Source organism: Streptomyces sp. NPDC058240, assembly GCF_042882135.1.
GTDB lineage: Bacteria > Actinomycetota > Actinomycetes > Streptomycetales > Streptomycetaceae > Streptomyces.
This window is the reverse complement of record NZ_JBHVWT010000005.1, coordinates 378,491-402,334: the sequence shown is the minus strand read 5'-3', so window position 1 is coordinate 402,334 and position 23,844 is coordinate 378,491. Positions and strand designations below refer to the sequence as shown.

20 protein-coding genes and 1 pseudogene are annotated in these 23,844 nt (G+C 71.8%); 6 read left to right on the top strand and 15 right to left on the bottom strand.

Annotation, left to right across the window (positions count from 1 at the left end; all coding sequences use genetic code 11):
• On the top strand, window positions 1-283 hold a 283-nt coding region (locus ACFVX4_RS13860; RefSeq protein WP_389975769.1), incomplete at its 5' end, for a hypothetical protein.
• A 139-nt stretch (window positions 284-422) separates the two neighbouring features.
• Here ACFVX4_RS13860 and ACFVX4_RS13855 read toward each other — a convergent pair.
• The gene (locus ACFVX4_RS13855; RefSeq protein WP_389975766.1) at window positions 423-1,430 is read right to left on the bottom strand and encodes a stage II sporulation protein M; all 1,008 of its coding nucleotides are present in this window, start codon (window positions 1,428-1,430) and stop codon (window positions 423-425) included.
• 120 nt (window positions 1,431-1,550) lie between these two features.
• Between ACFVX4_RS13855 and ACFVX4_RS13850 the strand changes: the two genes are divergently transcribed.
• Entirely contained in the window at window positions 1,551-2,495 is a 945-nt protein-coding gene (locus ACFVX4_RS13850; protein ID WP_389975764.1) for an RDD family protein, read from the top strand.
• Window positions 2,496-2,506: 11 nt separating this feature from the next.
• Here the strand turns inward: ACFVX4_RS13850 and ACFVX4_RS13845 are convergent, their stop codons facing one another.
• The 10 genes and pseudogenes from ACFVX4_RS13845 to ACFVX4_RS13800 all read right to left on the bottom strand — a co-directional run bounded on the left by ACFVX4_RS13845 (window position 2,507) and on the right by ACFVX4_RS13800 (window position 12,280).
• Window positions 2,507-3,118, bottom strand: coding sequence for a hypothetical protein (locus ACFVX4_RS13845; protein ID WP_389975761.1), 612 nt, complete (start codon window positions 3,116-3,118; stop codon window positions 2,507-2,509).
• Between the two features lie 164 nt (window positions 3,119-3,282).
• On the bottom strand, window positions 3,283-4,740 hold the full coding sequence (ahcY, locus tag ACFVX4_RS13840; RefSeq protein WP_266418476.1) for an adenosylhomocysteinase: 1,458 nt from the start codon (window positions 4,738-4,740) through the stop codon (window positions 3,283-3,285).
• A 403-nt stretch (window positions 4,741-5,143) separates the two neighbouring features.
• Window positions 5,144-6,154, bottom strand: coding sequence for a cation diffusion facilitator family transporter (locus ACFVX4_RS13835; protein ID WP_389975758.1), 1,011 nt, complete (start codon window positions 6,152-6,154; stop codon window positions 5,144-5,146).
• A gap of 87 nt (window positions 6,155-6,241) precedes the next feature.
• Window positions 6,242-7,423, bottom strand: a complete 1,182-nt coding sequence (gene manA / locus ACFVX4_RS13830) for a mannose-6-phosphate isomerase, class I (RefSeq protein ID WP_389975755.1) — start codon at window positions 7,421-7,423, stop codon at window positions 6,242-6,244.
• 125 nt (window positions 7,424-7,548) lie between these two features.
• On the bottom strand, window positions 7,549-8,685 hold the full coding sequence (locus ACFVX4_RS13825) for an SIS domain-containing protein (RefSeq protein ID WP_389975752.1): 1,137 nt from the start codon (window positions 8,683-8,685) through the stop codon (window positions 7,549-7,551).
• 75 nt (window positions 8,686-8,760) lie between these two features.
• Window positions 8,761-8,943: a Trm112 family protein gene (locus ACFVX4_RS13820; protein ID WP_018552946.1), complete on the bottom strand. Its 183-nt coding sequence runs from the start codon at window positions 8,941-8,943 to the stop codon at window positions 8,761-8,763.
• Between the two features lie 270 nt (window positions 8,944-9,213).
• Window positions 9,214-10,605 (bottom strand): phosphomannomutase/phosphoglucomutase, encoded by a 1,392-nt coding sequence (locus ACFVX4_RS13815; RefSeq protein WP_389975834.1) that lies wholly within the window; start codon window positions 10,603-10,605, stop codon window positions 9,214-9,216.
• A 66-nt stretch (window positions 10,606-10,671) separates the two neighbouring features.
• Window positions 10,672-11,547, bottom strand: a pseudogene (locus ACFVX4_RS13810) (L-lactate permease); the annotation flags it as partial.
• Window positions 11,502-11,678, bottom strand: coding sequence for a hypothetical protein (locus tag ACFVX4_RS13805; protein ID WP_389975749.1), 177 nt, complete (start codon window positions 11,676-11,678; stop codon window positions 11,502-11,504). The gene ACFVX4_RS13805 and the pseudogene ACFVX4_RS13810, both read right to left, overlap by 46 nt.
• A 224-nt stretch (window positions 11,679-11,902) precedes the next feature.
• Window positions 11,903-12,280: a DUF3499 domain-containing protein gene (locus tag ACFVX4_RS13800; protein ID WP_389975746.1), complete on the bottom strand. Its 378-nt coding sequence runs from the start codon at window positions 12,278-12,280 to the stop codon at window positions 11,903-11,905.
• Window positions 12,281-12,625: 345 nt separating this feature from the next.
• On the opposite strand from ACFVX4_RS13800, the gene ACFVX4_RS13795 reads away from it, so the two are divergent.
• Window positions 12,626-13,054 (top strand): metallopeptidase family protein, encoded by a 429-nt coding sequence (locus ACFVX4_RS13795; protein ID WP_266425795.1) that lies wholly within the window; start codon window positions 12,626-12,628, stop codon window positions 13,052-13,054.
• Between the two features lie 61 nt (window positions 13,055-13,115).
• On the opposite strand, the gene ACFVX4_RS13790 is transcribed toward ACFVX4_RS13795, so the two are convergent.
• The 3 genes from ACFVX4_RS13790 to ACFVX4_RS13780 all read right to left on the bottom strand — a co-directional run bounded on the left by ACFVX4_RS13790 (window position 13,116) and on the right by ACFVX4_RS13780 (window position 19,158).
• Window positions 13,116-14,636, bottom strand: coding sequence for a DUF5719 family protein (locus tag ACFVX4_RS13790; protein ID WP_389975743.1), 1,521 nt, complete (start codon window positions 14,634-14,636; stop codon window positions 13,116-13,118).
• Window positions 14,633-18,568 carry a glycosyltransferase gene (locus ACFVX4_RS13785; protein WP_389975740.1) on the bottom strand — a complete coding sequence of 1,312 codons (3,936 nt, stop codon included), beginning with the start codon at window positions 18,566-18,568 and terminating at the stop codon, window positions 14,633-14,635. Before ACFVX4_RS13785 ends, ACFVX4_RS13790 begins: the two co-directional genes overlap by 4 nt.
• 326 nt (window positions 18,569-18,894) lie before the next feature.
• Window positions 18,895-19,158 carry a WhiB family transcriptional regulator gene (locus ACFVX4_RS13780; RefSeq protein ID WP_030927001.1) on the bottom strand — a complete coding sequence of 88 codons (264 nt, stop codon included), beginning with the start codon at window positions 19,156-19,158 and terminating at the stop codon, window positions 18,895-18,897.
• A 716-nt stretch (window positions 19,159-19,874) separates the two neighbouring features.
• Between ACFVX4_RS13780 and ACFVX4_RS13775 the strand changes: the two genes are divergently transcribed.
• The 3 genes from ACFVX4_RS13775 (at window position 19,875) to ACFVX4_RS13765 (ending at window position 22,757) form a co-directional block, all read left to right on the top strand.
• Window positions 19,875-20,375: a cysteine dioxygenase gene (locus ACFVX4_RS13775; RefSeq protein ID WP_389975737.1), complete on the top strand. Its 501-nt coding sequence runs from the start codon at window positions 19,875-19,877 to the stop codon at window positions 20,373-20,375.
• 103 nt (window positions 20,376-20,478) lie between these two features.
• On the top strand, window positions 20,479-21,435 hold the full coding sequence (cofD, locus tag ACFVX4_RS13770) for a 2-phospho-L-lactate transferase (RefSeq protein WP_389975734.1): 957 nt from the start codon (window positions 20,479-20,481) through the stop codon (window positions 21,433-21,435).
• Window positions 21,432-22,757, top strand: a complete 1,326-nt coding sequence (locus ACFVX4_RS13765; RefSeq protein WP_389975731.1) for a coenzyme F420-0:L-glutamate ligase — start codon at window positions 21,432-21,434, stop codon at window positions 22,755-22,757. Before cofD ends, ACFVX4_RS13765 begins: the two co-directional genes overlap by 4 nt.
• Window positions 22,758-22,804: 47 nt before the next feature.
• Here the strand turns inward: ACFVX4_RS13765 and ACFVX4_RS13760 are convergent, their stop codons facing one another.
• Window positions 22,805-23,803 carry a DNA-3-methyladenine glycosylase family protein gene (locus tag ACFVX4_RS13760; protein WP_389975728.1) on the bottom strand — a complete coding sequence of 333 codons (999 nt, stop codon included), beginning with the start codon at window positions 23,801-23,803 and terminating at the stop codon, window positions 22,805-22,807.
• Between the last annotated feature and the right edge of the window lie 41 nt (window positions 23,804-23,844).

Genomic DNA, 23,844 nt, shown 5'->3' with positions numbered 1-23,844 from the left:
TCTTGCGTTTCCGACTCTATCAGACTCTTTCGTGTCCGATTCCCGGTCGAAGCGGGTTGCGCTTTCCAGTTCTTCGCTTTCGCGCTTCCCTTTCCAGCGGTTCCAACCTTACCAGACTCTTTTTCGTTCCGTTTCCGGTCCGAATTTGAATTCCGGTGACCTTTGGAGTGGTCTTTGCCTTTCGGCTGATGATTCGACTTTATCAGAAACATTCGGCCGAAAAATCGGCTTCGTGATTCGGAATAAGGAATCGATGGCTCTGCGGAAATTCAATTTCCGGTGAGAGCGAGGTAGACACTAACTGTTGGGCCCGGATTTGTCCAGTCCGAGGCAACCGTTAAAATCTACCTCCCCGCGTCGGCCATGTCAATGGCTTTTTGGGGCGAGGAGGAGACTAGCAGGTCAGCGGGGTCGTATGCACATCAGGCTGCGACCGGGAGCTCGGCGCTGCGTTCCGCGGGATCGACGTCGCCACCGTCACCCGCTCGCGCTGCCCGGCCGCCCAGGATGTAGACGTAGGCGAGGAAGGCCAGCTCGGCAGCGATGCCGATGGTGATGCGCCCCCAGGTCGGGAGGCCGGAGGGGGTGACGAAGCCTTCGATGACACCGGAGACGAACAGGACCAGCGCGAGGCCGATGGCCATGCCGACCGCGGCCCGGCCCTGCTGTGCGAGGGCTGAGCGCCGGCTGTGCGGGCCCGGGTCGATGACCGTCCAGCCGAGGCGCAGGCCCGTGCCAGCGGCGACGAAGACGGCGGTGAGTTCGAGCAGGCCGTGCGGGAGGATCAGCCCCAGGAAGGTGTCGAGCCGGCCGGCCGATGACATCAGGCCGATGCCGACCGCGAGGTTGAGCACGTTGATGAACAGGATCCAGATCACCGGGACGCAGAGGAACGCTCCCAGGACCAGGCACATGGCTGCGGCCTGGGCGTTGTTCGTCCATACCTGAGCAGCGAACGAGGCGGCCGGGTGGCTGGAGTAGTAGGTCTCGTACTCCCCGCCCGGACTGGTCATGCGGCGGAGGTCCTCCGGAGCCGCGATGGCCGACTGGACTTCCGGGTGCGTACCGATCCACCAGCCGATGACTGCCGCCAGCACGGTGGAAAGAACCGCGGTGGGTATCCACCAGTGCCTGGACCGGTAGACAGCGGCAGGGAAACCGGCGGTGAGAAAGCGTGTGGCATCGCGCCAGGAGGCTCGGCGGGTGCCGGTGACCGTGGCTCGGGCACGGGCCACGAGCTGGGTGAGGCGCGCCGTGAGCATCGGGTCCGGGGCGCTGGACTGGAGAAGCGAGAGGTGGGTGGCCGTGCGCTGGTAAAGCTCGACGAGCTCGTCCGCTTCCGTGCCGGTGAGCCGGCGCCCGCGGTGCAGGAGATGGTCCAGGCGGTCCCACTCGGTGCGGTGGGCGGTCACGAAGACATCGAGATCCATGATCGGCTGCTGCTCCAGGCATGGGTGCGTACGGGTTCGTACTACGGCGACGCGCTGCGGGTCAGCTTGGCAGACTGAGGCTCCGAGGGGCAGGGATGATCGGCGAAGGGTGGGGCGGCGATGAGTGAGCTCGTGACCGGGGACGCGGTCGTGCTGGGGCTGCGGCCGGCGAAACTGCCGAGTCGGGCGCTGGCGCTGGCCATCGATCTCGCCGTGGTGGGGGCGGCGTTCGTCCTGGTGTCGATCGGACTGGCCGTCGCGACGGCGGCGCTGGATGACGCGGCACTCGCGGCGGTCTCCGTGGCGGCCTTCCTGCTCGTGCTGGTGGGCGGGCCGATCGCGGTGGAGACGCTCAGCCACGGGCGTTCGCTGGGGAAGCTGGCGTGCGGGCTGCGGGTGGTCCGGGACGACGGGGGGCCGATCCGGTTCCGGCATGCGCTGGTGCGCGGGGCCATGGGGGTCGTCGAGATTCTGATGACGTTCGGGGTCGTCGCGTGTATCGCCTCGCTGGTGTCGGCGCGGGGGCGGCGCCTCGGGGATGTGTTCGCGGGGACGCTCGTCGTACGGGAGCGGGTGCCCGCGGGACGGGCGGCCGCCGTGCCGCCTCCGCCGCCGTGGTTGGTCGGGCGGTTCGCCGGGCTGGATCTGTCGGCGGTGCCGGACTCTCTGTGGCTGGCCGTACGGCAGTACCTGACCCGTATGCATCAGCTCGATGCGCAGGTGGGCTGGTCGATGGCGGAGCGGCTGGCCGGGGAGTTGGCGGAGCGGACCGGAGTGCCGGTGCCGGAGGGGGTGCCTGCCCGGGCGTATCTGGCGGCGGTGGTGAACGAGCGGCAGGAGCGGGATGCCCGGAGGCTGTTCGTCGCCGCTCAGGACGGGGCCGCTCGCGTTGGTTCCGAGGGGCGGGTGGTGGATCAGGCTCCGGTGAGTGGGGCTGCCGTTTGGGCACCGGTCGGGGCCGTGCCTTCCGCGGGGGCCGCCGGGGCGGGTGCGCCCGTACCGCCCGCGGGGGCGGACGGCGGTCAGTTGCCGCCTGCCGCCACGGGATTCGCGCCGCCCGCCTAGGCCGACAGGGCCTAGAGGGGTGAGGGCGGGGACTCCAGGTCTTCGAGCTCGATGCCCGGGGCCGCGAGGACCACGTCGCCGGCGATGTGAACGATGTGCTGCTCGCCGGTGTCCAGGGCGCTGACCTGGTATTCGTCCACAGTCAGGGGGCCGTTGTCAGTGGCGTGCGTTTCACTGTTCACCAGGGCCCAGGACTGGTCGACGGTGCGGGGTGCGAGGACCGGGTCGGTGAAGGCGACCAGGCGGACGCGCGTCGCGGGGGAATCGGGGGTGAGGCGCAGCAGACGTGCGGTCGCGATGAGGAACGCGGGGGATGTGCCGGTGAAGGCGTGGGCGCGGACATTGCCTTCGGTGGCATGAGTGCCGGTCGGATCGGTACGGACCCAGGTGACGCCTTCGAGGGCGGCGCCGCGGACCTGCCAGCTCGCGGCATGGAGTTCGAGGCGGATGGGACGGCCGAGTTCGTCGAGGGTGAGGTCGACGGAGCCGAGGTGGTCACCGGAAGGGGCGGTGGTCCGGGACAGGTAGCGCCAGCCGGAGGGTCCGGGTGCGCACTGGAAGTGTTCTTCGCCGAGGGGGGTGTGATCGTGGAGATCGTGGAGCGAATATCGGCCGCGGGGCATGGGGTCCTTCGGGGTTCCACGGGCTGAGCGGGCGCGCTACGGGGCAGGCCCCCGACACGGGGGTGCGGGGGCCTGCGCTCGTAGCTGCTGCTGAGGCTGTTCCGTCTGTCAGCGGCCGGTCGTCACTGACCGGTGGTGGCGGGTGCGGTCGCTGACGGGCGGGATCAGTAGCGGTAGTGGTCGGGCTTGTACGGGCCGTCGACCTCGACACCGATGTACGCGGCCTGCTCGGGGCGGAGCGTCGTGAGCTTCACGCCGAGCGCGTCGAGGTGGAGACGGGCAACCTTCTCGTCCAGGTGCTTGGGCAGCACGTAGACATCGGTCGGGTACTCCTCGGGCTTGGTGAACAGCTCGATCTGGGCCAGGGTCTGGTCCGCGAACGAGTTGGACATGACGAACGAGGGGTGGCCGGTGGCGTTGCCCAGGTTCAGCAGGCGGCCCTCGGACAGCACGATGAGGACCTTGCCGTCGGGGAACGTCCAGGTGTGGACCTGCGGCTTGACCTCGTCCTTGACGATGCCGTCGATCTGCGCCAGACCGGCCATGTCGATCTCGTTGTCGAAGTGGCCGATGTTCCCGACGATGGCCTGGTGCTTCATCTTGGCCATGTCGGCGGCCATGATGATGTCCTTGTTGCCCGTCGTGGTGACGAAGATGTCGGCCTGGCCGACGACGTCGTCGAGGGTGGCGACCTGGTAGCCGTCCATCGCCGCCTGCAGGGCGCAGATCGGGTCGATCTCCGTGACGATCACCCGGGCGCCCTGGCCGCGCAGGGACTCCGCGCAGCCCTTGCCCACATCGCCGTAACCGCAGACGACGGCGGTCTTGCCGCCGATCAGGACGTCCGTGGCGCGGTTGATGCCGTCGATCAACGAGTGGCGGCAGCCGTACTTGTTGTCGAACTTGGACTTGGTGACGGCGTCGTTGACGTTGATCGCCGGGAAGAGGAGGGTGCCGTCGCGGTGCATCTCGTACAGCCGGTGCACACCGGTCGTGGTCTCTTCGGTGACGCCGCGGATCTCGGACGCCAGCTGGGTCCACTTCTGCGGGGTCTCGCCGAGGGTCCGGTTCAGCAGGGTGAGGATGTAGCCGTACTCCTCGCTGTCCGCGGTCGACGGGTCCGGGGCCGCGCCGGCCTTCTCGAACTCGACGCCCTTGTGGACGAGGAGGGTGGCGTCACCACCGTCGTCGAGGATCATGTTCGGGCCGCCGGTGGGGGTGTTCGGCCAGGTCAGGGCCTGCTCCGTGCACCACCAGTACTCCTCCAGCGTCTCGCCCTTCCAGGCGAAGACCGGGACGCCCGCCGGGGCTTCCGGGGTGCCGTTCGGGCCGACGGCGATGGCCGCGGCGGCGTGGTCCTGGGTGGAGAAGATGTTGCAGGAGGCCCAGCGGACCTCGGCGCCGAGGGCGACCAGGGTCTCGATCAGCACGGCCGTCTGCACGGTCATGTGCAGCGAACCGGTGATGCGGGCGCCTGCCAGCGGCTGCGCTGCGGCGTACTCCTTGCGGATCGACATCAGGCCGGGCATCTCGTGCTCGGCGAGGGTGATCTCCTTGCGGCCGAACGCCGCGAGGGAGAGGTCGGCGACCTTGAAGTCCTGTCGATTGGCGACCGTCGTCATAACGGGCTGCTCCTCGTAATGGGGTCGAGGTGGGGCACGGATGGCTCTGCGGCGGCGGGCACAGGAATGCCCGAGCGCTCGCAGCGCAGTCCGTCGGAGGCCCTCTCTCCCTCGGCCGGTCCGCGCATACGGACCGATCGACCGCCATCAGCAGCGACGTCTGACACTGCCGTCGAATCTACACCGATCGGCCCAGCCGCTCCCAGTCCGCCCCGGGACGGGAAGTGACCGGGAAGCGGCCGGGATGACGTACCGGGAGCGGAAGGCAGGGTGGATCGAGAGGGGGTCGGGAAGGGGTCGGGAGGGTTTCAGGGAGGGTGCTTGGAGGGCGTACGGGCAGGTGGATGGAGGGTGCGGTGGACCGGTGTGGGGGTCGCGCAGGGCGGGCGGTGCGGTGGGGCTGTCAGCGACCGGATTCCGTCGGGGCATCCGGGGTGCCGCCGTCGATCCCGCCGGGGGCGTCGCCCGGGGCCTTGCCGGGGTTGGTGCCGGCTGCGGCGGCGGCCTCGCTGAAGATGTCCGGTTCCAGATAGATGACCCGGGCGATCGGAACCGCCGCGCGGATCCGGCTCTCGGCGGCGTTGATGGCGTTGGCGACCTCGGTGGCCGTGTCGTCGTGCTGCACCGCGATCTTGGCGGCGACGAGCAGTTCTTCCGGGCCGAGGTGGAGCGTACGCATGTGGATGACGCCGGTGACCGTGTCGCCGTCGACGACCGCGGCCTTGATCTTCTCGACCTGGTCGGCGCCGGCCGCCTCACCGAGCAGGAGGGACTTCGTCTCGGCGGCGAGCACGATCGCGATGATGATCAGCAGGGTGCCGATGCAGAGCGTTCCGATGCCGTCCCAGACGCCGTTGCCGGTCGCGAGGGCCAGGCCGACGCCCGCGAGCGCGAGCACCAGACCGATCAGCGCGCCGAGGTCCTCCAGGAGGACGACGGGGAGTTCGGGGGCCTTCGCCCGGCGGACGAACTCCCTCCAGGAGAGCGATCCGCGGGTCTGGTTGGACTCCTTGATGGCCGTACGGAAGGAGAAGCCCTCGGCGACGATCGCGAAGATGAGTACACCGACCGGCCAGTACCAGGCCTCGATCTCGTGCGGGTGCTTGATCTTCTCGTAGCCCTCGTACACCGCGAACATGCCACCGACCGAGAAGAGCACGATGGAGACGAGGAATGCGTAGATGTAGCGCTCGCGGCCGTAGCCGAAGGGGTGCTGGGGGGTGGCCTCGCGCTGGGCCTTCTTGCCGCCGAGCAGCAGCAGGCCCTGGTTGCCCGAGTCGGCGACCGAGTGGACGCTCTCCGCGAGCATCGACGACGAGCCACTGAACAGGAACGCCACGAATTTGGCCACTGCGATCGCGAGGTTGGCGCCGAGTGCCGCCACGATCGCCTTGGTTCCGCCTGACGCACTCATGGGTGCCTGGTGTCCCTTCTTCGGTGCTGCGGCCCTGGCGCCGCGGTACGGCCGGACATTGTTGCAGTCGCTGGTGCGGACGGTACGTCAGGCCACCACTGTGGCACGGAACAGAGTCCCCGTACCGGACACTTCGACCTTTTCGCCGGAGGGTACGAATACGGAGACGCCGGGTGCGAGATCGAGCTCGCCCGCCTTCGGGGCTCCCCCGGTGCAGAGCAGGATCTGCGGGGTGTCCCTGGTCAGGTCGACGGGGTCGGCGCCGGGCGAGAGGTCGAAGCGCGAGAGCCGGAATTCGTCCACGGGCGTCTCGTACAGCTCCTCGCCGGACGGCGAGGCCTCGGGACGCAGGACGCCGGGCTCGGTCGCCTCGAAGCGGACGATGCGCAGCAGTTCGGGTACGTCGATGTGCTTGGGCGTGAGTCCGCAGCGCAGCACGTTGTCCGAGTTGGCCATGATCTCGACGCCGAGGCCGTCGAGGTAGGCGTGCGGGACGCCCGCGCCGAGGAACAGGGCTTCGCCGGGCTGGAGTTCCACGTAGTTCAGCAGCATCGCCGCGATGACACCGGGGTCGCCGGGGAAGTGGTGGGCGATCCGGGCGTACGGGGCGTGGGCGCCGCCGAGGCGTTCGGCGGCGGCCGCGGCCAGGTTCACCGTTTCGGCCATCTCCTCGGGGTCGGCGCCGAGGATCGCGGTGAGGACCTCGCGCAGGGCGGCCTCTTCGGGGTGGGCGCCGAGCAGGTCGACGTACGGCTTGAGGGAGTCGACGCCGAGTGCCGCCATCGCCTCGGCCGCCTCGGTGGGCCGGCGGAAGCCGCACAGGCCGGCGAAGGGGGTGAGCGCGCAGATCAGCTCGGGCTTGTGGTTGGCGTCCTTGTACGTGCGGTGGGGCGCGTCGATCGGTACGGACCGGCACTCCTCGTCCTCGTAACCCCGCTTGGCCTGGGCGAGGTCGGGGTGGACCTGGAGGGAGAGCGGGGCACCCGCGGCGAGCAGTTTGAGGAGGAAGGGGAGGCGGGGGCCGAACTTCTCGACGGTGGCCCGGCCCAGTTCGCGCTCGGGGTCGGCGGCGATGACATCAGTGAGGGGCTGTTCGGAGCCGGCCTCTCCGGTGCCGGTTATGCGGGTGAGGAGCGAGGGGGCGCCGGGGTGGGCGCCCATCCACATCTCGGCCTGGGGTTCGCCGGTGGGAGCGATGCCGAGCAGTTCGGGGATGGCGGTGGTGGAGCCCCAGGCGTAAGGGCGCACGGTGTTGGAGAGCCGGTCCATGGTGTTCGTCCTTGTGAGGTGCGTGGATCGGGGGTGCGGTGCTGTGTGCTCTGCGCTGTGTGTGCTGTGTTCTGGTGGCGGCTGCGCTTCCGGTGAGGTGCGGTCGGCCGGGCGGCTCGTCGGGGTCAGGCGCCGGCTGCCGACGCGAGTGCCAGGTAGACGGCGGCGAAGTCGGTGACCGCGAGCAGTTCGGCGAGGGCTTCGAGCTCGGTGCCCTCGTCGGGTTCGAGTTCGCTGATCGCCGTGTCGTGGCCGAGGGCCAGTTCGCGGGCGGCGGGGGCCGCGCTCAGGCCGCCGGTGGGACGGTCGCGGAGCAGTACGACGCGGGCGTGCAGCGGCTCCGGCTCGTCGACCCGGTCGCGGAAGAAGTCGTCGGGGTCGGCCCCGGCGGCGAAGGTGCCCGCCAGCAGCGTGCCGTGGGCGGGAAGTGCCTCGGGCAGCTCCGCGGCGAGGGCCGGGCGGCCGGACAGTTCGGCCAGGACCGCGGCGAATCTGCGGCCGACCGGTCCGGCGGCGTCGCCCTCCGTCCAGATGAGGGGCAGGCTGTCGGCGAGTTCGGCCGCGAGGGTCTTGGCCGGGTTGCTGTACGTGGCGATGGCCGGACCGCAGCGTTCCGCGGTGCGGTCCAGGCGGTCGGCGACGCTCTGCAGCGCCTCGGCGGACGCGGTGAGCAGGCCGACCCGGTCCAGCAGCGCGAGCAGCGGGGTGAACAGGGCCCAGAGCGTGCCCGGACCCGCGGCCGATGTCTCGGCGTCGTACTCGCCGTGCGGGGCGGAGGCCATCGGTACGACGAGTCCGTGCGCCCCGTCGATCGCCTCGCGCAGGGGCGACTGGCGGGGGGTGACGGCGACGACACTGCAGCCTCGGCGGTACGCCTGCTCGGCGAGGAGGGCGAGCCCCGGTTCGGAGCCGTCTGCCGTGACGATCAGCAGCAGGTCCACGGAGCCGGCCCAGCCGGGCAGCGTCCAGCGCATCGCGCCCGCGGCGGGGGCGACGCCGGTGGGGTGGATGCGGGTGACCGGCGCGGAGGCACCTGCCAGGGCGGTGATCAGGTCGGCGACGCCGGATGCGGCGGTGCCGGAGCCCGCGACGAGTACGGCGCGGGGGCGGCCCTCCGGGTTCAGTTGGGCGATCCCCGCCTCGGTGGCGTGCCGGGCGGCGGTACGGACCCGGGCCCCGGCCTCGGCGGCGCCGCGGAGCAGGCCACGGCGGTCGGCTCGGGCCAGGGCTTCCGGGGCGTCGAGCAGCGACTCGTCGAGCATGGGGACGGTCCTCCGATCACGTGCTGATCACCGTGCGGGGTGCGGGCGGCGGGCCCGCTGCGGGCCCGGACGCCGTTACGCGGGGCGGCGGGCCTCGTCGACGAGGAGGACGGGGATGCCGTCCCGTACCGGGTAGGCCAGGCCGCAGTCCTTGCCGGTGCAGACCAGCTCGGGGCTGTCGGCTGCCGACCGGTCGTCGAGCGGGGAGTGGCAGGCCGGGCAGGCGAGGATCTCCAGGAGGCCGGCTTCGAGCGGCATGGGCGGGTCCCTTCAAGCAACGGATCAGGCGACGTCAGCCTACCGCCGGGGGCGGTGGGGTGCGGGGCGGGCCGGGGGCCCGCGGGTGGGGGGTGCGGTGTGGGTGCGCGGTGCGGTGTCGGGTGGGTGCGGGTGCGCGGTGCGGGTGGGTGCGCCTGCGGCGGGCCTGTTCCCCTACCCGCCCCTTCCCGTAACCGGGCTCTGCCCCGGACCCCGCTCCTCAAGCGCCGGAGGGGCTGAAAACGGATGGACCAGGCCGGAGGCGGTGTATCAAGCGTGGGGCGGGAGGGAGGGGGCCGGGGTTCGGACCAGGGCCAGGACCTCGTCGCGTACGACTGTCATTGTCTGTTCGTCGCGGGCCTCCACGTTCAGGCGCAGCAAGGGTTCCGTGTTGGAGGCGCGGAGGTTGAACCACCAGTCGGGGGCCGTGACCGTCAGGCCGTCCAGGTCGTCGGTCGTGACGCCGTCGCGGGGTGCGAAGGACGCGCGTACCGCGGCCGTGCGGCCCGGCTGGTCGGCGACCGTGGAGTTGATCTCGCCGGAGCCGGCGTAGCGGTCGTACCGGGCGACCAGTTCGGACAGGGGGCCCGGCTGACCGCCCAGCGCGGCCAGGACGTGGAGCGCGGCGAGCATGCCCGTATCGGCGTTCCAGAAGTCGCGGAAGTAGTAGTGCGCGGAGTGTTCGCCGCCGAAGATCGCGCCGTGCTCGGCCATCTCCGCCTTGATGAAGGAGTGGCCCACGCGGGTACGGACCGGGGTGCCGCCGTTCTCGCGGACGACCTCGGGGACCGAGAGGGACGTGATCAGGTTGTGGATGACGGTGCCCTTGCCTCCGTTGCGGGCGAGTTCCCTGGCTGCGACCAGGGCGGTGATCGCGGACGGCGAGATGCCCTCGCCCCGCTCGTCGACGACGAAGCAGCGGTCCGCGTCGCCGTCGAAGGCGAGGCCGAGGTCGGCGCCCTCGGCCACGACCCGGGCCTGGAGGTCGACGAGGTTCTTCGGGTCGAGGGGATTGGCCTCGTGGTTGGGGAACGTGCCGTCGAGTTCGAAGTACATCGGTACGAGGTCGACGGGCAGGTCCGCGAAGACGGTGGGGACGGTGTGGCCGCCCATGCCGTTGCCCGCGTCGACGACCACCTTCAGCGGCCGGACGGACGTCAGGTCGACCAGGGACAGCAGGTGGGCCGCGTAGTCGGTGAGGGTGTCGCGCTCGGTGACGGCGCCGGGGGCGGCGACCGGCTGCGGGGCGCCGGTCCCGGACCACTTCTCGACCAGGGCGCGGATCTCCAGGAGCCCGGTGTCCTGGCCCACGGGTGCGGCGCCCGCCCGGCAGAGCTTGATGCCGTTGTAGCGCGCCGGGTTGTGCGAGGCGGTGAACATCGCGCCCGGGAGGCCCAGGCTGCCCGAGGCGAAGTACAGCTGGTCGGTCGAGCAGAGGCCGATGAGTGTGACGTCCGCGCCGCGCGCCGCGGCTCCGCGTGCGAAGGCTCCCGAGAGGCCGGGCGACGAGGGCCGCATGTCGTGGCCGATCACGATCGCGTCCGCGTCCGTCACCTCGACGAACGCCGCCCCGAACTGCTCGGCCAGCGATTCGTCCCACTGGTCGGGCACCACTCCGCGCACGTCGTACGCCTTCACGATCTGCGACAGATCAGCAGCCACGGGCCGGTCCTCCTGAGATTTCTTCGGACCGCCCAAACTACCCGGCGGGCTGGTACGCCGTGCTCGGGGCAGCATCCAGCCCAGGACCGCCGTGCTCTGCGCCAGCACGATCAGGCACATCACGAGCAGCAGCCCCAGGCTCCACGGCAGCACCTTGCGCAGCAGGGCACCCTCGCGTCCGGCCAGGCCGACCGCCGCACAGGCGATCGTCAGGTTCTGCGGGGAGATCGTCTTGCCGAGCACCCCGCCGGAGCTGTCGGCCGCGGCGAGCAGCTCCGGCGAGAGGCCCGATTCGCGTGCCGCCGATACCTGGAGTGCGCCGAAGAGCGCGTTCGCGGAGGTGTCGGAGCCGGAGACGGCGACGCCGAACCAGCCGAGCACCGGGGAGAGGAAGGCGAGTCCGGCTCCCGCGGCGGCCACGAACTGGCCGATGGTGGCGGCCTGTCCGGAGAGGTTCATGACGTACGCGAGCGCCAGTACGGAGGTCACTGTGAGGATCGCGTACCGCAGTTCGTGCACCGTGCCCGCCCATTCGCGCGCCGCGTCCCGGGCCCGTACGCCGAGCACGGCGGCGGTGACCAGGCCGGCCAGCAGGACGAGGGTGCCGCCGGTGGCGATGACCGGGAGGGTGAAGAGATTGGCGCCGACCGGTCTGCCCGAGGGGCCGGCGATGTCGAGGAAAGGCCAGTCGAAGACCCGGGTCGCCCTGGCCGGCAGCTCCTTGACCGGCGGGATCCGGGCGACGGAGAAGACGGCGACGATCAGGGCGTACGGGGCGTAGGCACGCAGCACTTCGCGGTGCGGGTCCTCGTGGTCGACGTCCTTGCTCCGTACCCCCGTCAGGGCTGCCGCGCGTACCGGCTCCTCGGCCGGCCCGCGTGCCCCGGGGACGGCCATCAGCGCCGCCGCGCCCGCCAGTGCGGCGGCGCTGTCGGCGAGTTGCGGGCACCCGCGGCGAGGTTCTGGCCGAGCGGCATCCCGTACGCGAGCGAGCCGACGGCCACCGCGACGGCCAGTCCGATGAGCCCGGCCCGGTGCGCACGCATCCGGACCGTCCCGAGCAGTACCAGCACGGTGAGAGGGGAAGTGATGCGACGAGGGCGGACAGGACGAGCGAATCGGCTACGGGTTCGAGTTGCTGGACAAACACACAGACCTCCTCGGATCCCGTGACGCGGAAAGCGCGTTCTCACGGACGAGGAGATAGTCGTGTTCACGACAACAATGGGTCAATGAGCCGTACTGACCGATGGGACAGGATGATGACTCGGCGACCGAAAACCCGAAGGGGACCGGCTCAGGAGTCCGGTGAACGCAGCACCCTCAGATGGCCGCGGCGCGCGACCTCCATCGGATCGGCGGCGTGCGGACCGCCGCCCCTCCCGCCGGTGCCACGGTCCTGCGGCCTCGCCGCTTCCCGTACGGCATTGGCGAGCGCTTCGAGATCGTCACCGCTGGGGCGGGTGGGAGCGGAGGGGTCGGAGAGCCGGACGACCTCCCAGCCTCGTGGCGCCGTCAGCCGCTCACTGTGCTCGGCGCAGAGATCGTAGCAGTGGGGCTCGGCATAGGTGGCGAGCGGGCCGAGGACCGCAGTCGAGTCGGCATAGACGTACGTCAGTGTCGCGACGGCAGGGCGGCCGCACGCAGTGCGCGAACAGCGACGTACAGGGCTCACGATGTTGGACGGTACCGCACTCTTGAGCGGGCTGCGACGACTCTCCCTCAGGTCACCCCGCCGTGTCGCCCTGTGAACTCGGGCGCAAGCGCCTTCCGGACAGCCCATCCGACCTGCGAGGGAACGGAAAAGTACCGGTCCTACCGGCAACGATTCCGGTCACCACTCGGTACAAAAGCTGTCATACAGCTGGAGATCAACGGTCAGGAGCAGGGTCTGAAACGGGCTCCCGATTGGCCGGATTGTTCAGGATTGGACATGCCGTTGCCCTGTCCCGGAAAACGCCGATGCCCGGTCGGGGAGCGGAGGTCCGCCCGACCCGTGGAGAGTTACCCTGCGTCAGTGATGGACAGTCCCGTACCTCCCCACCCGCCCGAGCCGCGCCCACGTCGTCGTGACCGCCATGGCCGCGGCATGCGGGGGCCCGTCGCCCCGCCCCAGGTGCCGCTCTCGGCCAGCAGGGCGGAGAACTTCCGCGATCTCGTGCAGGACTCGGTGGAACGGCTGGAACGGCGCTGGCCGCAGCTGGCCGACGTCGACTTCATGGTGCTCGACGTGCCGGGGACACAGGAAGAGACCGTGCCGCTGGGGCGGGCGGTCTCCGCGGAGAAGGGCCGGCCCGCGCAGATCGTGGTCTACCGGCGGCCCGTCGAGATCCGCACCAAGAACCGCGACGAGCGCGCCCTGCTGGTGCACGAGGTCGTGGTGGAGCAGGTCGCGGAGCTGCTCGGGCTCGCGCCGGACTCCGTGGATCCGCGGTACGGGCAGGAGTAGCGCCGGCCGTACGGACGGGGGACGGGAGCCCGGTGTCCCGGCCCCCGCCCGTACCGCCCGCTCAGTCGTCGAGGACCGAGAGGTCCTGCTCGGCCGCGGGGACCTCGACCGTTCCGAGGTCGTCCGGCAGGGTCTGAACGGTGAACATCTGGACGCCGTCCTGCGTAAGGGTGAGCGTGCGTGCGGCGTGGACCGGGCCGCCCGACTCCGTCTCCACCATCAGGGCGTAGCCGCCCTTGAGGCCGGACGGTACGGGCGGGGTGACCGCCAGCGTCGTACCGCCCTTGACCGTGTACTTCTTGACGGCCTGTTCGCCGCCCCCGCTGCCCGCCGACGCGGTGACCTTGACGGTGGCGGTGGCCCCCGGCGCGGTGAGCGAGAGGACCGAGCCCTTGTCCCGGTTGTCGGCCACGCTCGCCCGCGCGCCCGCCGGTCCGGTCGCCGGGATGTAGCCGACCTCCTGCTTGTCGCCGGTGCCGCGGACCACGCGCAGTGCGGCGACCACCGGGGTGTCCTTCCCGCCCTCGGTGGGGGTCAGCAGCAGGGAGCCGGCCTCGCCCTTGGTGATGTCCTTCAGGTCGACACCCGTGGTCATCCGCGACTTGACGTGGATGGCCTCGTGCCCGACCGGGGAGATCGCGCCGGTCCTGCCGAGCAGTTTCACCTTCAGATCGGCGTCGCCGTCGCCCGGTGCGAAGACCACGAGACGGACCGAGGTGGCGTCCGCGGGGATGCCGGGGAGCACCAGGGTGCCCGTCGGGTCGGTGGAGGCGGCCAGCCAGTCGCTGCCGGTCCCCTCGTCCGCGGTCCTGACGACCGCGCCGACACGTCCGGTACGGGTGGTGACGTGCACGGTCACGTCCTCGGCGGCCTTGCTCGTCAGCGTGGAGATCAGGACCGGCACGCTGGAGCGGGCGGGCACCGTGATGCCCTCGCCGACATCGGACTTCAGGGAGCCGTCCGGACCGTACAGCTCGATGTCGGCGACGGCCGCGGTGTCGTCCGGGTTGGTCAGGTGGACGTAGTCCTCGCGGGTCTTCGCGGTGCTCGCGGCCGGGAACCAGAAGTTCGTGCCGGGCCCGGTGCAGCTGACGCCGAGCAGGCCGCGGGCGCCGCCCGCCTCCACCATGGTGGTCTGCTGGGTGGTCCAGCCGGGGGCCAGGCGGCCGGTGGCGGTGCCGACCAGCGCGGGGGCGTCGGCGCCGGACACCTCGGCGGTGGCCGGTTTGCCGGGCTCCTTGAGCGAGATGACCGGCTTTCCGGAATCCGCCTTCTTCTTGCCCTTCTCGTCCTTCCCGCCCTTCTTCCCGCCGTCGGCCGCGGTGGCGGTGGAGTTGTGCAGTTCGGCCGCGCCGGCCTCGCCGCCACTGCCGCCCGCCGGGGTGAAGGAGGTGTAGGTCGTCTCCGCGAGGTCCGAGAGGCCGGGGGCCGGACAGAGCAGGCTGGACCGTTCCACCGGCAGCCGTGCGGCGGCCTTCGCCGGTGCCGCGTCCCCGTCGCCGGGCGCGGTGAGCGCGGCGAATCCGGTGACGGCGGCGAGGGCGACGGTGCCCGCGATGAGGGACAGGCTGGTGGACTTCACTCGGACTCGCCTCGCGATGCGTTGCCGGTCGGCCACGGGTTCTGGCCCGGGGCGGGGTTCTCGTCGGGGTTCTGCGGGTCGTACTGGCCCTGCGGTGCGCCCTGCTGTCCGCCCTGCTGCCCGTAGTGGGCCTGGGGGTCGTACGGGGCCTGGGCCTGGGCCTGGGGGTCGTACGGGGCCTGGGCCTGGGCCTGCGGGTCGTACGGGGTCTGGGCCTGGGCCTGCGGGTCGTACTGCTGCTGCGCGGCGTAGCCGTACGGGTCGTAGGTGTTCTGCTGGTACGGATCGGCGGCGAGGTGGTCCTGCTGCGTGCCGTACTGGCCGTTCTGCTGCGGGTCGTACTGGCCGTCCTGGTACTGGCCGGTCTGGTACTGCTCGCCCTGGTACTGCTGGTAGCCGGCGTCCTGGTACTGCTGCGCGTCCCATTCGCCGTACTGCTGCTGCGGCACGGCCGCGTACTGGCCGGTGTCGGCCTGCGGGGCGAAGGCGTCCTGGTCGTCGGTCTGCTGGGCGAAGGCGTCCTGGTCGTCGCTCCTGTGCGGTTGCGGCTCGGCGGTCTGCTCGGCGGGGGTGTGCTCCCCCGACTGCTGGGCCGGGATGTACTGGCCCGCCGCGTCCGGTGCCTCCTCGGCCGGACCGTTCCCGGCCGGCTCGGCCTCCGCCTCCGCCTGGGCGGCCGCGCGCAGCCTGCGGGCCCGGCGTCCCTCGCCGGCGACCGGCTCTGCGGGGACCGGCACGGTCTCCTCGGGAAGGTCGTCGTCGATCTCCCGGCGGCGGCCGGGCAGGGCGAGGACCAGCAGGACGACGGCCAGCGCGGACTGGGCCCAGATCCAGGCGGTGTGGGTGAGCGGGGTGTCGTACGTGAGGTCCAGCGTGCCGCCCTCGGCGGGGAGCTCGAAGCCCTGGGCCCAGCCGTCGACGGTCTTCGGGGTCAGCGTCCGGCCGTCGAGCGTGGCCTGCCAGCCGGGGTCGGCGGCGTCCGCGATCCGCAGCACGCGGCCGGAGCCGCCCGCGGGGACCTTGGTGTGTGCCTCGACGGGGAGGGAGCCGACGGGCAGCGGTTCCCCGTCGGCGCCGGACGGGACGATCATGACTCGGGCGACCTGGCGGTCGACCCGCCACAGCGCGCTGCCGTCCAGCTGGCTCAGCCGGCTGAGCCCCGGGGTCGAGTCGAGTACCCGGCTCATCTCCTTCGGAGCGCCGTCGCGGACCAGTACGTAACGGATCGCGAAGCCGCTGAGCTGGCTGCCCTGGTCGGCTCCGGAGCCCGCGACCAGGTTGGCGACGACCTTGTCGAGGTGGCTGTTGCTACCGCCCGCCTCGACCAGTTCGGCGTCACCGAGCCGCGCGCCGGAGCCGCGTACCAAAATGTACGAGACGGCTGCGGGCGAGGTGCCGCCGAGGACCAGGGTGCGCGGCTGGTCCCGGGTGGTGCTCTCCTCCGCCACGAACGCGGGCACCTGCACCGGGTCGCGGCGCTCCAGCGGGCCCGCCGCGCCACTGATCATCCAGCCCGCGGCGGCCAGCGCCGGGGCGAGCGCCGCGGCGAGGGCGATCAGCACGGCGACCGGCTGCCGCCAGCCGAAGCTGAGCTCGGCGACGCGTACCCGGGCACCGTCCGCGCCGACCAGCGCGGCGGCGATCAGCGCGATGCCGTAGACCAGGGTTGCGGGACCGGCCCAGCCCGAGCCGTTGGCCAGCGCGGCGAAGACCAGCGCCACGAGCGCGACCGCCCACGCGGTGCGTACCGCGAACTGCCGCTCCCCGCGCAGCAGCGCGGCCAGTGCGGCGAGCACGATGCCGAGCAGCAGCACACTGCCCGCCGCCTTGGGGCCGCCGGGGCTGATGCCGAGCAGGTCGAGCGCGGAGGCCGTGCCCGTACCGATGTCCAGGCCCGCCTCCTTCAGGAAGCCGGACGGGCTGGTGAGGAGCGAGAGCGACCAGGGCGCGAGAACGAGCAGCGGGGTGCCGATCGCGGCGAGGAAGCGGAGTCCGTACGCGGCGATGTCGTCGCGGCGCAGGGCGAGCACACCGATGCCGAGGACCGCGGCGAGCGGCCAGACGATCGGCGTGAACGCCATCACGAAGCTGAGGAGCAGGGCGTACGCCCAAGTGGCGCGCCAGCTGCCGCGGGCGTCACCGGTGGCTCGCATGCCGTACGCGGAGACGGCGGTACGGGCGATCAGCGGGAGCAGCACGGCCAGCACCGCGGTGCCGAGACGGCCGGTCGCCAGGGCGCCGGTCGCGGCGGGCAGGAAGGCGTACGCGATGCTCGCCCAGGCCCGCAGCAGCCTCGATTCGAGCAGCGGCCGGGAGGCGAAGTACGCGGTGAGTCCGGCGAGCGGTACCGAGCAGACCAGCAGCAGGGTGAGCGCGAAGCCGGTCGAGCCGAGGAAGAGCGCGGACAGGGCCGCGAGCACGGCGAGGTAGGGCGGCGCGGTCTGCGTGCCGCCGGTGCCGACCGTGTGCCAGCCGTCCGCGTACTTGCTCCACAGGTCGGAGACGTCGGCGGGGGCGGGCAGCAGTGCGCCGCCGGTCAGCGCTCCGCCGCCGAGCAGGCCGCGGCAGGCGACGAGCGAGACGAGGAGCAGGACGGCGAAGAGCACCGGGCCCGGCTTGCGCCCGATCCGCTTGAGCCGCGCGAACTGCTCGATCTCCAGGAAGTCCGCGTCGTCGCCACCGGGACCGGACTCCACGGCGCCGTGCCGGGAGCCGCCCGCGTCGGCGTCGGAGCCACTGCCGAAGTTCCCGGCGACCTGATCGACGGTGGCGCGGACAGTGGCACCGGGCGGCGGGAAGAGGCCGCGCAACTCGGCCTGGTCGACGGCTCCCTTGCCGCGGCTGCGCCGGGCCGAGAGGATCCGCCCGGGGCGCAGCAGGGTGCCGAAGAGCCCGGCTACCTCGTCGAGGGCCTGGCCGGGCACCTTGCCGACGAGATACGCGAGGGTGCGCAGCAGGGTCCCCAGGACGAGCCGGAGCATCACCCAGGGCAGTACCTTGGCGCGGGCGTTGACCAGCATCGTGTAGACGGCGCCGGCCTTGTCGACGCGGTGCGGGGAGGCGACGGAGCGCCCCGCGCAGTCGATCGGGCGGCGCTCGCGGGCGGAGGCCTCGGCGTGCCTGAGGACGGCGTCGGGGGCGACGAGCACCCGGTGTCCCGCGACGTGCGCGCGCCAGCACAGGTCGACGTCGTCACGCATCAGGGGGAGCCTGCGGTCGAACCCGCCGAGCTCCTCCCAGATGTCACGGCGGATCAGCATGCCGGCGGTGGAGACGGAGAGCACGGTACGGATCTGGTCGTGCTGGCCCTGGTCCTGCTCGCGGCGGTCGAGTCCGGTCCAGCGGCGTCCGCTGTTGGCGATGGAGACACCGACCTCCAGCAGCTGCTTGCGGTCGTACCAGCCGCGCAGCTTGGGGCCGACGATCGCGGCGTGCGGGTCGGCGTCGACGACGCGCAGCAGTTCGGCGAGCGCGTCGGGCTCGGGTGCACAGTCGTCGTGGAGCAGCCAGAGCCACTGCACCGGTTCGCCGTGCGGCAGTTCGGGCAGGTCGTAGGCGTCGTCGCGCCAGCTCCGGCTGACGGGGTCCCAGCTGCTGGGGCGCTTCAGGTACGGCAGGTCCTCGGGGGTGAGGGCGCCGGCCGTGCGGGTGGCCTCGTCGACAGCGGTGCCGAAGCTCGTACGGCGCGCGAGGTGCAGGACCCGTTCGGCGCCGAGCGCCTCGGTGACCAGCCGCGCGGAGTCGTCGGCGCTTCCGGTGTCGGCGGCGACGACGTTCTGTACGGGGCGTTCCTGCCCGAGCAGCCCGGCGAGCGCGTCGGGCAGCCAGCGTGCGCCGTCGTGGGAGACGAGCACGGCGGTGACGACATGCCGGGGGAACTCTGGGGCGGCGGCGGCCGCGTACGGCGCCGCCGATTGGCTGTGCACGGACATCGAGGTACGGGCCCTCCGGCCGGGTCCGGGGGGCGTCACCCCGGGGGCTGCATCGGTGTACACGCGCGCCCTGTCGGGGCGTTGGCGCGTCTCGGACGGGGCCCCACACTAACGGTACGGATAACCGCGGTGGCGCCGAGCGCTCGAACGGGGCCGCGGCCGGACGGTGGTGGAGCCGCGGCGGATACGGCGATGGCCCGTCGTCTGCGGGCAGGGCGCAGGCGGCGGGCCATGGTCGGTCGCGGTTCGGGATGTCCGGTGTCGGGGTGTGCGGTTGCCAGGGTGTTCCGGCGATGAGGCGTTTTCGTCGCCGCGGGGCTCCGCGGTCAGACGGCGGCCTTCTTCAGGCGGCGCCGTTCACGTTCCGAGAGACCGCCCCAGATTCCGAAGCGTTCGTCATTGGAAAGGGCATATTCAAGGCATTCGGACCGGACTTCACAGGCGAGACAGACCTTCTTGGCCTCGCGGGTGGATCCGCCCTTCTCGGGGAAGAAGGACTCGGGATCGGTCTGGGCGCACAGTGCGCGCTCCTGCCAGCCGAGTTCCTCGTCCGCGTCCTCGACCAGCAGTTGCTGGAACAGCTCGGTCATGTGCGCCCCTCGTCTGTCTCTTGCGTCCGCGTGATGCAGCCGTTACTGATTGCGGCCGAACGACACGAGTGAAATTACAAGTGTGTAGCTCCGGGCCAGTCAAGCGAAGATCTGCTATTGGCCCAGGTATTCACTCTGCGGAACCAAGCGTATGCGAAAAGTGCGCAAATCACCAAAAACCTGACATATGCCATGGGCCTCACCGCACCCCCGCTTCTCACCGAGTGAGACGACCGGAGCCACCCCGATGTTTCGATTCGATCACTGAAGCGACCAGGATCACAGTCGGGTCACGGGAGCCCAACGAGGTTTGGGGGCACGGTTGATGCGCCACATCTCCGTCGCGGCGACTACACAAACCAATCCCCACCTCCAGTAACCGGATGAGGTGAAACATTACCCCCAAATCGGGCATCGGGTTGACAGCAGCGGATCCAGCCGGTCTCCTTAAATGCATGCCAGCGACCGTCGCGATGTACGCCACCCACGTCCGTGGGTTCCGCACCGCTGTCCAGGCCCGCTGTTGCTGTTCCAGCTGTCACAGCTGTTGATGCCCCCAGGGCACCGGCTCTGATCCAGCTCCTCTCGCAGAGTCTCTCCGCAGCACTTCCGCTTCCGCAGGACTTCTTCATCCGCGGTTCTCCGCGCGGCCGAGGTTCTCCGGGCTCCGCGACACCCCGCACACGCACCCCCCATGCCGAGGAACCACCTCACCCATGAACAGCGACAGCGACCTTCAGATCGCCGGCGACATCCTTGAGGTCCAGCACCTCCTCCAGCCGGCCCGCGAGCACCCCTCCACCGTGGCCGAGTTCGTCGGACTCGCCCGCGGCATCGCCGCCGACCGTGCCCAGTGGGCACCGCTCGTCCGGTACGACACCACCACCCGCTGGTACCACCGGCTGCGCGTCGGACTCGGCTACGAGGTCTGGCTGCTCAGCTGGGTGCCCGGCCAGGGCAGCGGGCTCCACGACCACGGCCGGTCCTCCGGTGTACTGACCGTCCTGGACGGCCGGTTGACCGAGCGCACCGAGCGCACCACCCGCGCGCTGGACGCTGGTGCGCAGCGGGTCTTCGCGCCCGGCTATGCGCACGAAGTGGTCAACGACTCCCTCGAACCGGCCGTCAGTCTGCACATCTACTACCCGGGTCTGACCGAGATGCCGATGCACGCGGCGCAATGCGCCCCGGCGGCCGTGGATGTCGTACCCGCCTGACAGCCCGCCACCGCCCCCGCAAGGATCAGGCTGCGCCTGACAGCCCACCCGTCGCCCACCACCGCCCCCGCAAGGATCAGGCTGCGCCTGACAGACTGTCTGTATGCGCATTGTGGTTCTGGCCGGCGGTATCGGTGGTGCTCGTTTTCTGCGTGGCCTCAAGCAGGCCGCGCCCGACGCGGACATCACGGTGATCGGCAACACCGGTGACGACATCCATCTGTTCGGGCTGAAGGTCTGCCCCGACCTCGACACCGTGATGTACACCCTCGGCGGTGGCATCAACGAGGAGCAGGGCTGGGGGCGTACGGACGAGAGCTTCCACGTCAAGGAGGAGCTCGCGGCGTACGGCGTGGGGCCGGAGTGGTTCGGGCTCGGCGACCGTGATTTCGCGACGCACATCGTCCGCACGCAGATGCTGGGCGCGGGCTATCCGCTGAGCGCCGTCACCGAGGCGCTCTGCGCGCGCTGGAAGCCGGGGGTCCGGCTGCTGCCGATGTCCGACGACCGGGTAGAGACGCATGTCGCGGTCGACATGGACGGCGAGCGCAGAGCAATCCACTTCCAGGAGTACTGGGTGAAGCTGCGCGCCTCCGTCGAGGCGCAGGCGATCGTGCCGGTCGGCGCCGAGCAGGCGAAGCCGGCTCCGGGAGTGCTGGAGGCCATCGCCGAGGCCGACGTGATCCTCTTCCCGCCGTCCAACCCCGTCGTGTCGGTGGGGACGATTCTTGCCGTGCCCGGGATCCGGGAGGCCATCGCCGAGGCCGGGGTGCCGGTCGTCGGCCTCTCCCCCATCGTCGGGGACGCGCCCGTGCGCGGCATGGCGGACAAGGTGCTCGCCGCGGTGGGCGTCGAGTCGACGGCGTCGGCCGTGGCCACGCACTACGGTTCCGGGCTGCTCGACGGCTGGCTCGTCGACACGGTGGACGCCGGGGCGGTCGACGAGGTGGAGGCCGCGGGCATCCGCTGCCGTTCCGTGCCGCTGATGATGACCGATGTCGACGCGACGGCCGAGATGGCCCGGCAGGCGCTGGTGCTGGCCGAGGAGGTACGGGCGTGAGCGCCGACGCGGCCTCCGGTGCGGCGCCCTCGTACCGGGTCTGGGCGCTGCCCGGGATGCCCGAGGTGCGGGCCGGGGACGACCTGGCGAAGCTGATCGCCGCGACCGGGCCGGGTCTGGTCGACGGTGATGTCCTGCTGGTCACCTCGAAGATCGTCTCCAAGGCGGAGGGCCGGATCGTCGAGGCGACCGACCGGGAGGCGGCGATCGACGCCGAGACGGTCCGGGTGGTGGCGCGGCGCGGCACGCTGCGGATCGTCGAGAACCGGCAGGGCCTGGTCATGGCCGCGGCCGGGGTCGACGCCTCGAACACCCCCGCCGGAACGGTGCTGCTGCTGCCCGAGGACCCGGACGCCTCGGCGCGGGCGATCCGCGACGGGCTGCGGGACACGCTCGGCGTCGAGGTCGGGGTCGTCGTCACGGACACCTTCGGGCGCCCGTGGCGCAACGGACTGACCGATGTGGCGATCGGGGCGGCCGGGGTCCGGGTGCTGGACGATCTGCGCGGCGGCACGGACGCGTACGGCAATGCGCTGAGCGCCACCGTGGTCGCCACCGCCGACGAACTGGCCTCGGCCGGTGATCTGGTCAAGGGCAAGGCGGACGGGCTGCCCGTCGCGGTCGTGCGGGGGCTCGGTCATGTGGTGGACCCGGCGGACACCGCGGGCGGCGCTCGGGCCATGGTGCGGGTCGCGGCCGACGACATGTTCCGGCTCGGCACGTCGGAGGCGGTACGGGAGGCGGTGACCCTGCGGCGTACGGTGCGCGAGTTCACCGACGATCCGGTGGACCCGGGTGCGGTGCGGCGGGCCGTGGCCGCGGCGGTGACGGCGCCCGCGCCGCATCACACGACGCCGTGGCGGTTCGTCCTGCTGGAGTCCGAGGGGTCGCGGACCCGGCTGCTCGACGCGATGCGGGAGGCGTGGATCGCGGATCTGCGACGTGACGGCAGGAGCGAGGAGTCGATCGCCAAGCGGGTGCGGCGGGGCGATGTGCTGCGCCGGGCGCCGTATCTGGTGGTGCCGTGTCTGGTGATGGACGGCTCCCACACGTACGGGGACGAGCGGCGGGACACGGCGGAGCGCGAGATGTTCGTGGTCGCCGCGGGGGCCGGCATCCAGAACTTCCTGGTGGCGCTGGCGGGCGAGCGGCTGGGCTCGGCGTGGGTGTCGTCGACGATGTTCTGCCGCTCCGTGGTGCGCGAGGTGCTGGACCTGCCGGGGACGTGGGATCCGCTGGGGGCGGTGGCGGTGGGGCGCGCGGCGGCCGAGCCCGCGGCGCGGCCGGGGCGGGACGCGGAGGGGCTCGTCGAGGTGCGCTGAGGCGGGGCGCCGGGGGTGCTCCGGGAGCCGGGCCGGGGCGAGCGGCTCTACAGGCGGGCGATGTCGCCCCGGGTCATGCGCGGGGCGCGGCGGGCCGGGGTGTGGCCCGACAGCAGGATGAGGCGGGTGGCCCGGTGGCGCTGGCCCTCGTACGGGGCCAGGAGGGTCAGCATCTCCTCGTCGTCGGCGTCCCGGTTGCCCGCCAGGGCGTGGCCGACGATGCCGGGGAGGTGGAGGTCGCCGACGGTGACCGCGTCCGCGGCGCCGTTCGAGCGCTGGAGCGTCTCGGCGGAGGTCCAGGGGCCGATGCCGGGGATCAGTTCCAGGCGGGCCATGGCCTCGGGGAGCTCCATGGCCGCCGCCTCCTCCATGCGGCGGGCCACGCGTACCGCGCGCAGGATCGTGCCCGAGCGTTTGGCGTCGACGCCCGCGCGGTGCCATTCCCAGGACGGGATCAGGGACCAGGTGCGGGCGTCCGGCATGACGTGGAGACCCAGCGCGGTGAACGCGGCGTGGTCCGTGGGGCCGGGCGCCGGGGTGCCGTGCTTCCGGACCAGGAGGCGCCAGGCACGGTAGGCCTCGTCCGTGGTGACCTTCTGTTCCAGGATCGACGGGATCAGGGACTCCATGACCAGACCGGTGCGCAGCAGACGCAGGCCGGGGCGGTGGTGCCGGGTCAGGGCGAGCAGACGGTGGCGCGGGCGGAAGGCGTCCGGGTCGTCCGTCGCGCCGAGCAGCGTCGGGAGCCGGTCCAGCAGCCACGGTGCGCCGGGGCCCCAGGCCGCCGCGTCGACCCGGCCGCCCCGGGCGGTGAGGCGGAGGGTGCCGGGGCCCGCGGGTGTGCGGCTGGCCCGCCAGGCCGTGCCGTCCCCGGTCATCCGGAACGTGGGGTCGGCGGGGCCGCGGCGCAGTGGCCCGACGACCAGGCGCAGGTCGAGCGGGCCGGGCGGGGTCCACTCACGGGTCAGCGCGTCCGCCACCGGAGCCGCCGCCTGGTGCGGGACGGCCGCGCGGGGTGCGCTGCGGGGTGCGAATCGTCCTGCCACGGTGAGGTCCTCGGTCGTCGGGGTGCCTGTCGAGGGTATGC

Coding starts and splice junctions, on each gene's coding strand:
- ACFVX4_RS13855 (WP_389975766.1), bottom strand. CDS start 1,430: ATGGATCTCGATGTCTTCGTGACCGCCCACCGCACCGAGTGGGACCGC.
- ACFVX4_RS13850 (WP_389975764.1), top strand. CDS start 1,551: ATGAGTGAGCTCGTGACCGGGGACGCGGTCGTGCTGGGGCTGCGGCCG.
- ACFVX4_RS13845 (WP_389975761.1), bottom strand. CDS start 3,118: ATGCCCCGCGGCCGATATTCGCTCCACGATCTCCACGATCACACCCCC.
- ahcY (WP_266418476.1), bottom strand. CDS start 4,740: ATGACGACGGTCGCCAATCGACAGGACTTCAAGGTCGCCGACCTCTCC.
- ACFVX4_RS13835 (WP_389975758.1), bottom strand. CDS start 6,154: ATGAGTGCGTCAGGCGGAACCAAGGCGATCGTGGCGGCACTCGGCGCC.
- manA (WP_389975755.1), bottom strand. CDS start 7,423: ATGGACCGGCTCTCCAACACCGTGCGCCCTTACGCCTGGGGCTCCACC.
- ACFVX4_RS13825 (WP_389975752.1), bottom strand. CDS start 8,685: ATGCTCGACGAGTCGCTGCTCGACGCCCCGGAAGCCCTGGCCCGAGCC.
- ACFVX4_RS13820 (WP_018552946.1), bottom strand. CDS start 8,943: ATGCCGCTCGAAGCCGGCCTCCTGGAGATCCTCGCCTGCCCGGCCTGC.
- ACFVX4_RS13795 (WP_266425795.1), top strand. CDS start 12,626: ATGGACAGTCCCGTACCTCCCCACCCGCCCGAGCCGCGCCCACGTCGT.
- ACFVX4_RS13785 (WP_389975740.1), bottom strand. CDS start 18,568: ATGTCCGTGCACAGCCAATCGGCGGCGCCGTACGCGGCCGCCGCCGCC.
- ACFVX4_RS13780 (WP_030927001.1), bottom strand. CDS start 19,158: ATGACCGAGCTGTTCCAGCAACTGCTGGTCGAGGACGCGGACGAGGAA.
- ACFVX4_RS13775 (WP_389975737.1), top strand. CDS start 19,875: ATGAACAGCGACAGCGACCTTCAGATCGCCGGCGACATCCTTGAGGTC.
- cofD (WP_389975734.1), top strand. CDS start 20,479: ATGCGCATTGTGGTTCTGGCCGGCGGTATCGGTGGTGCTCGTTTTCTG.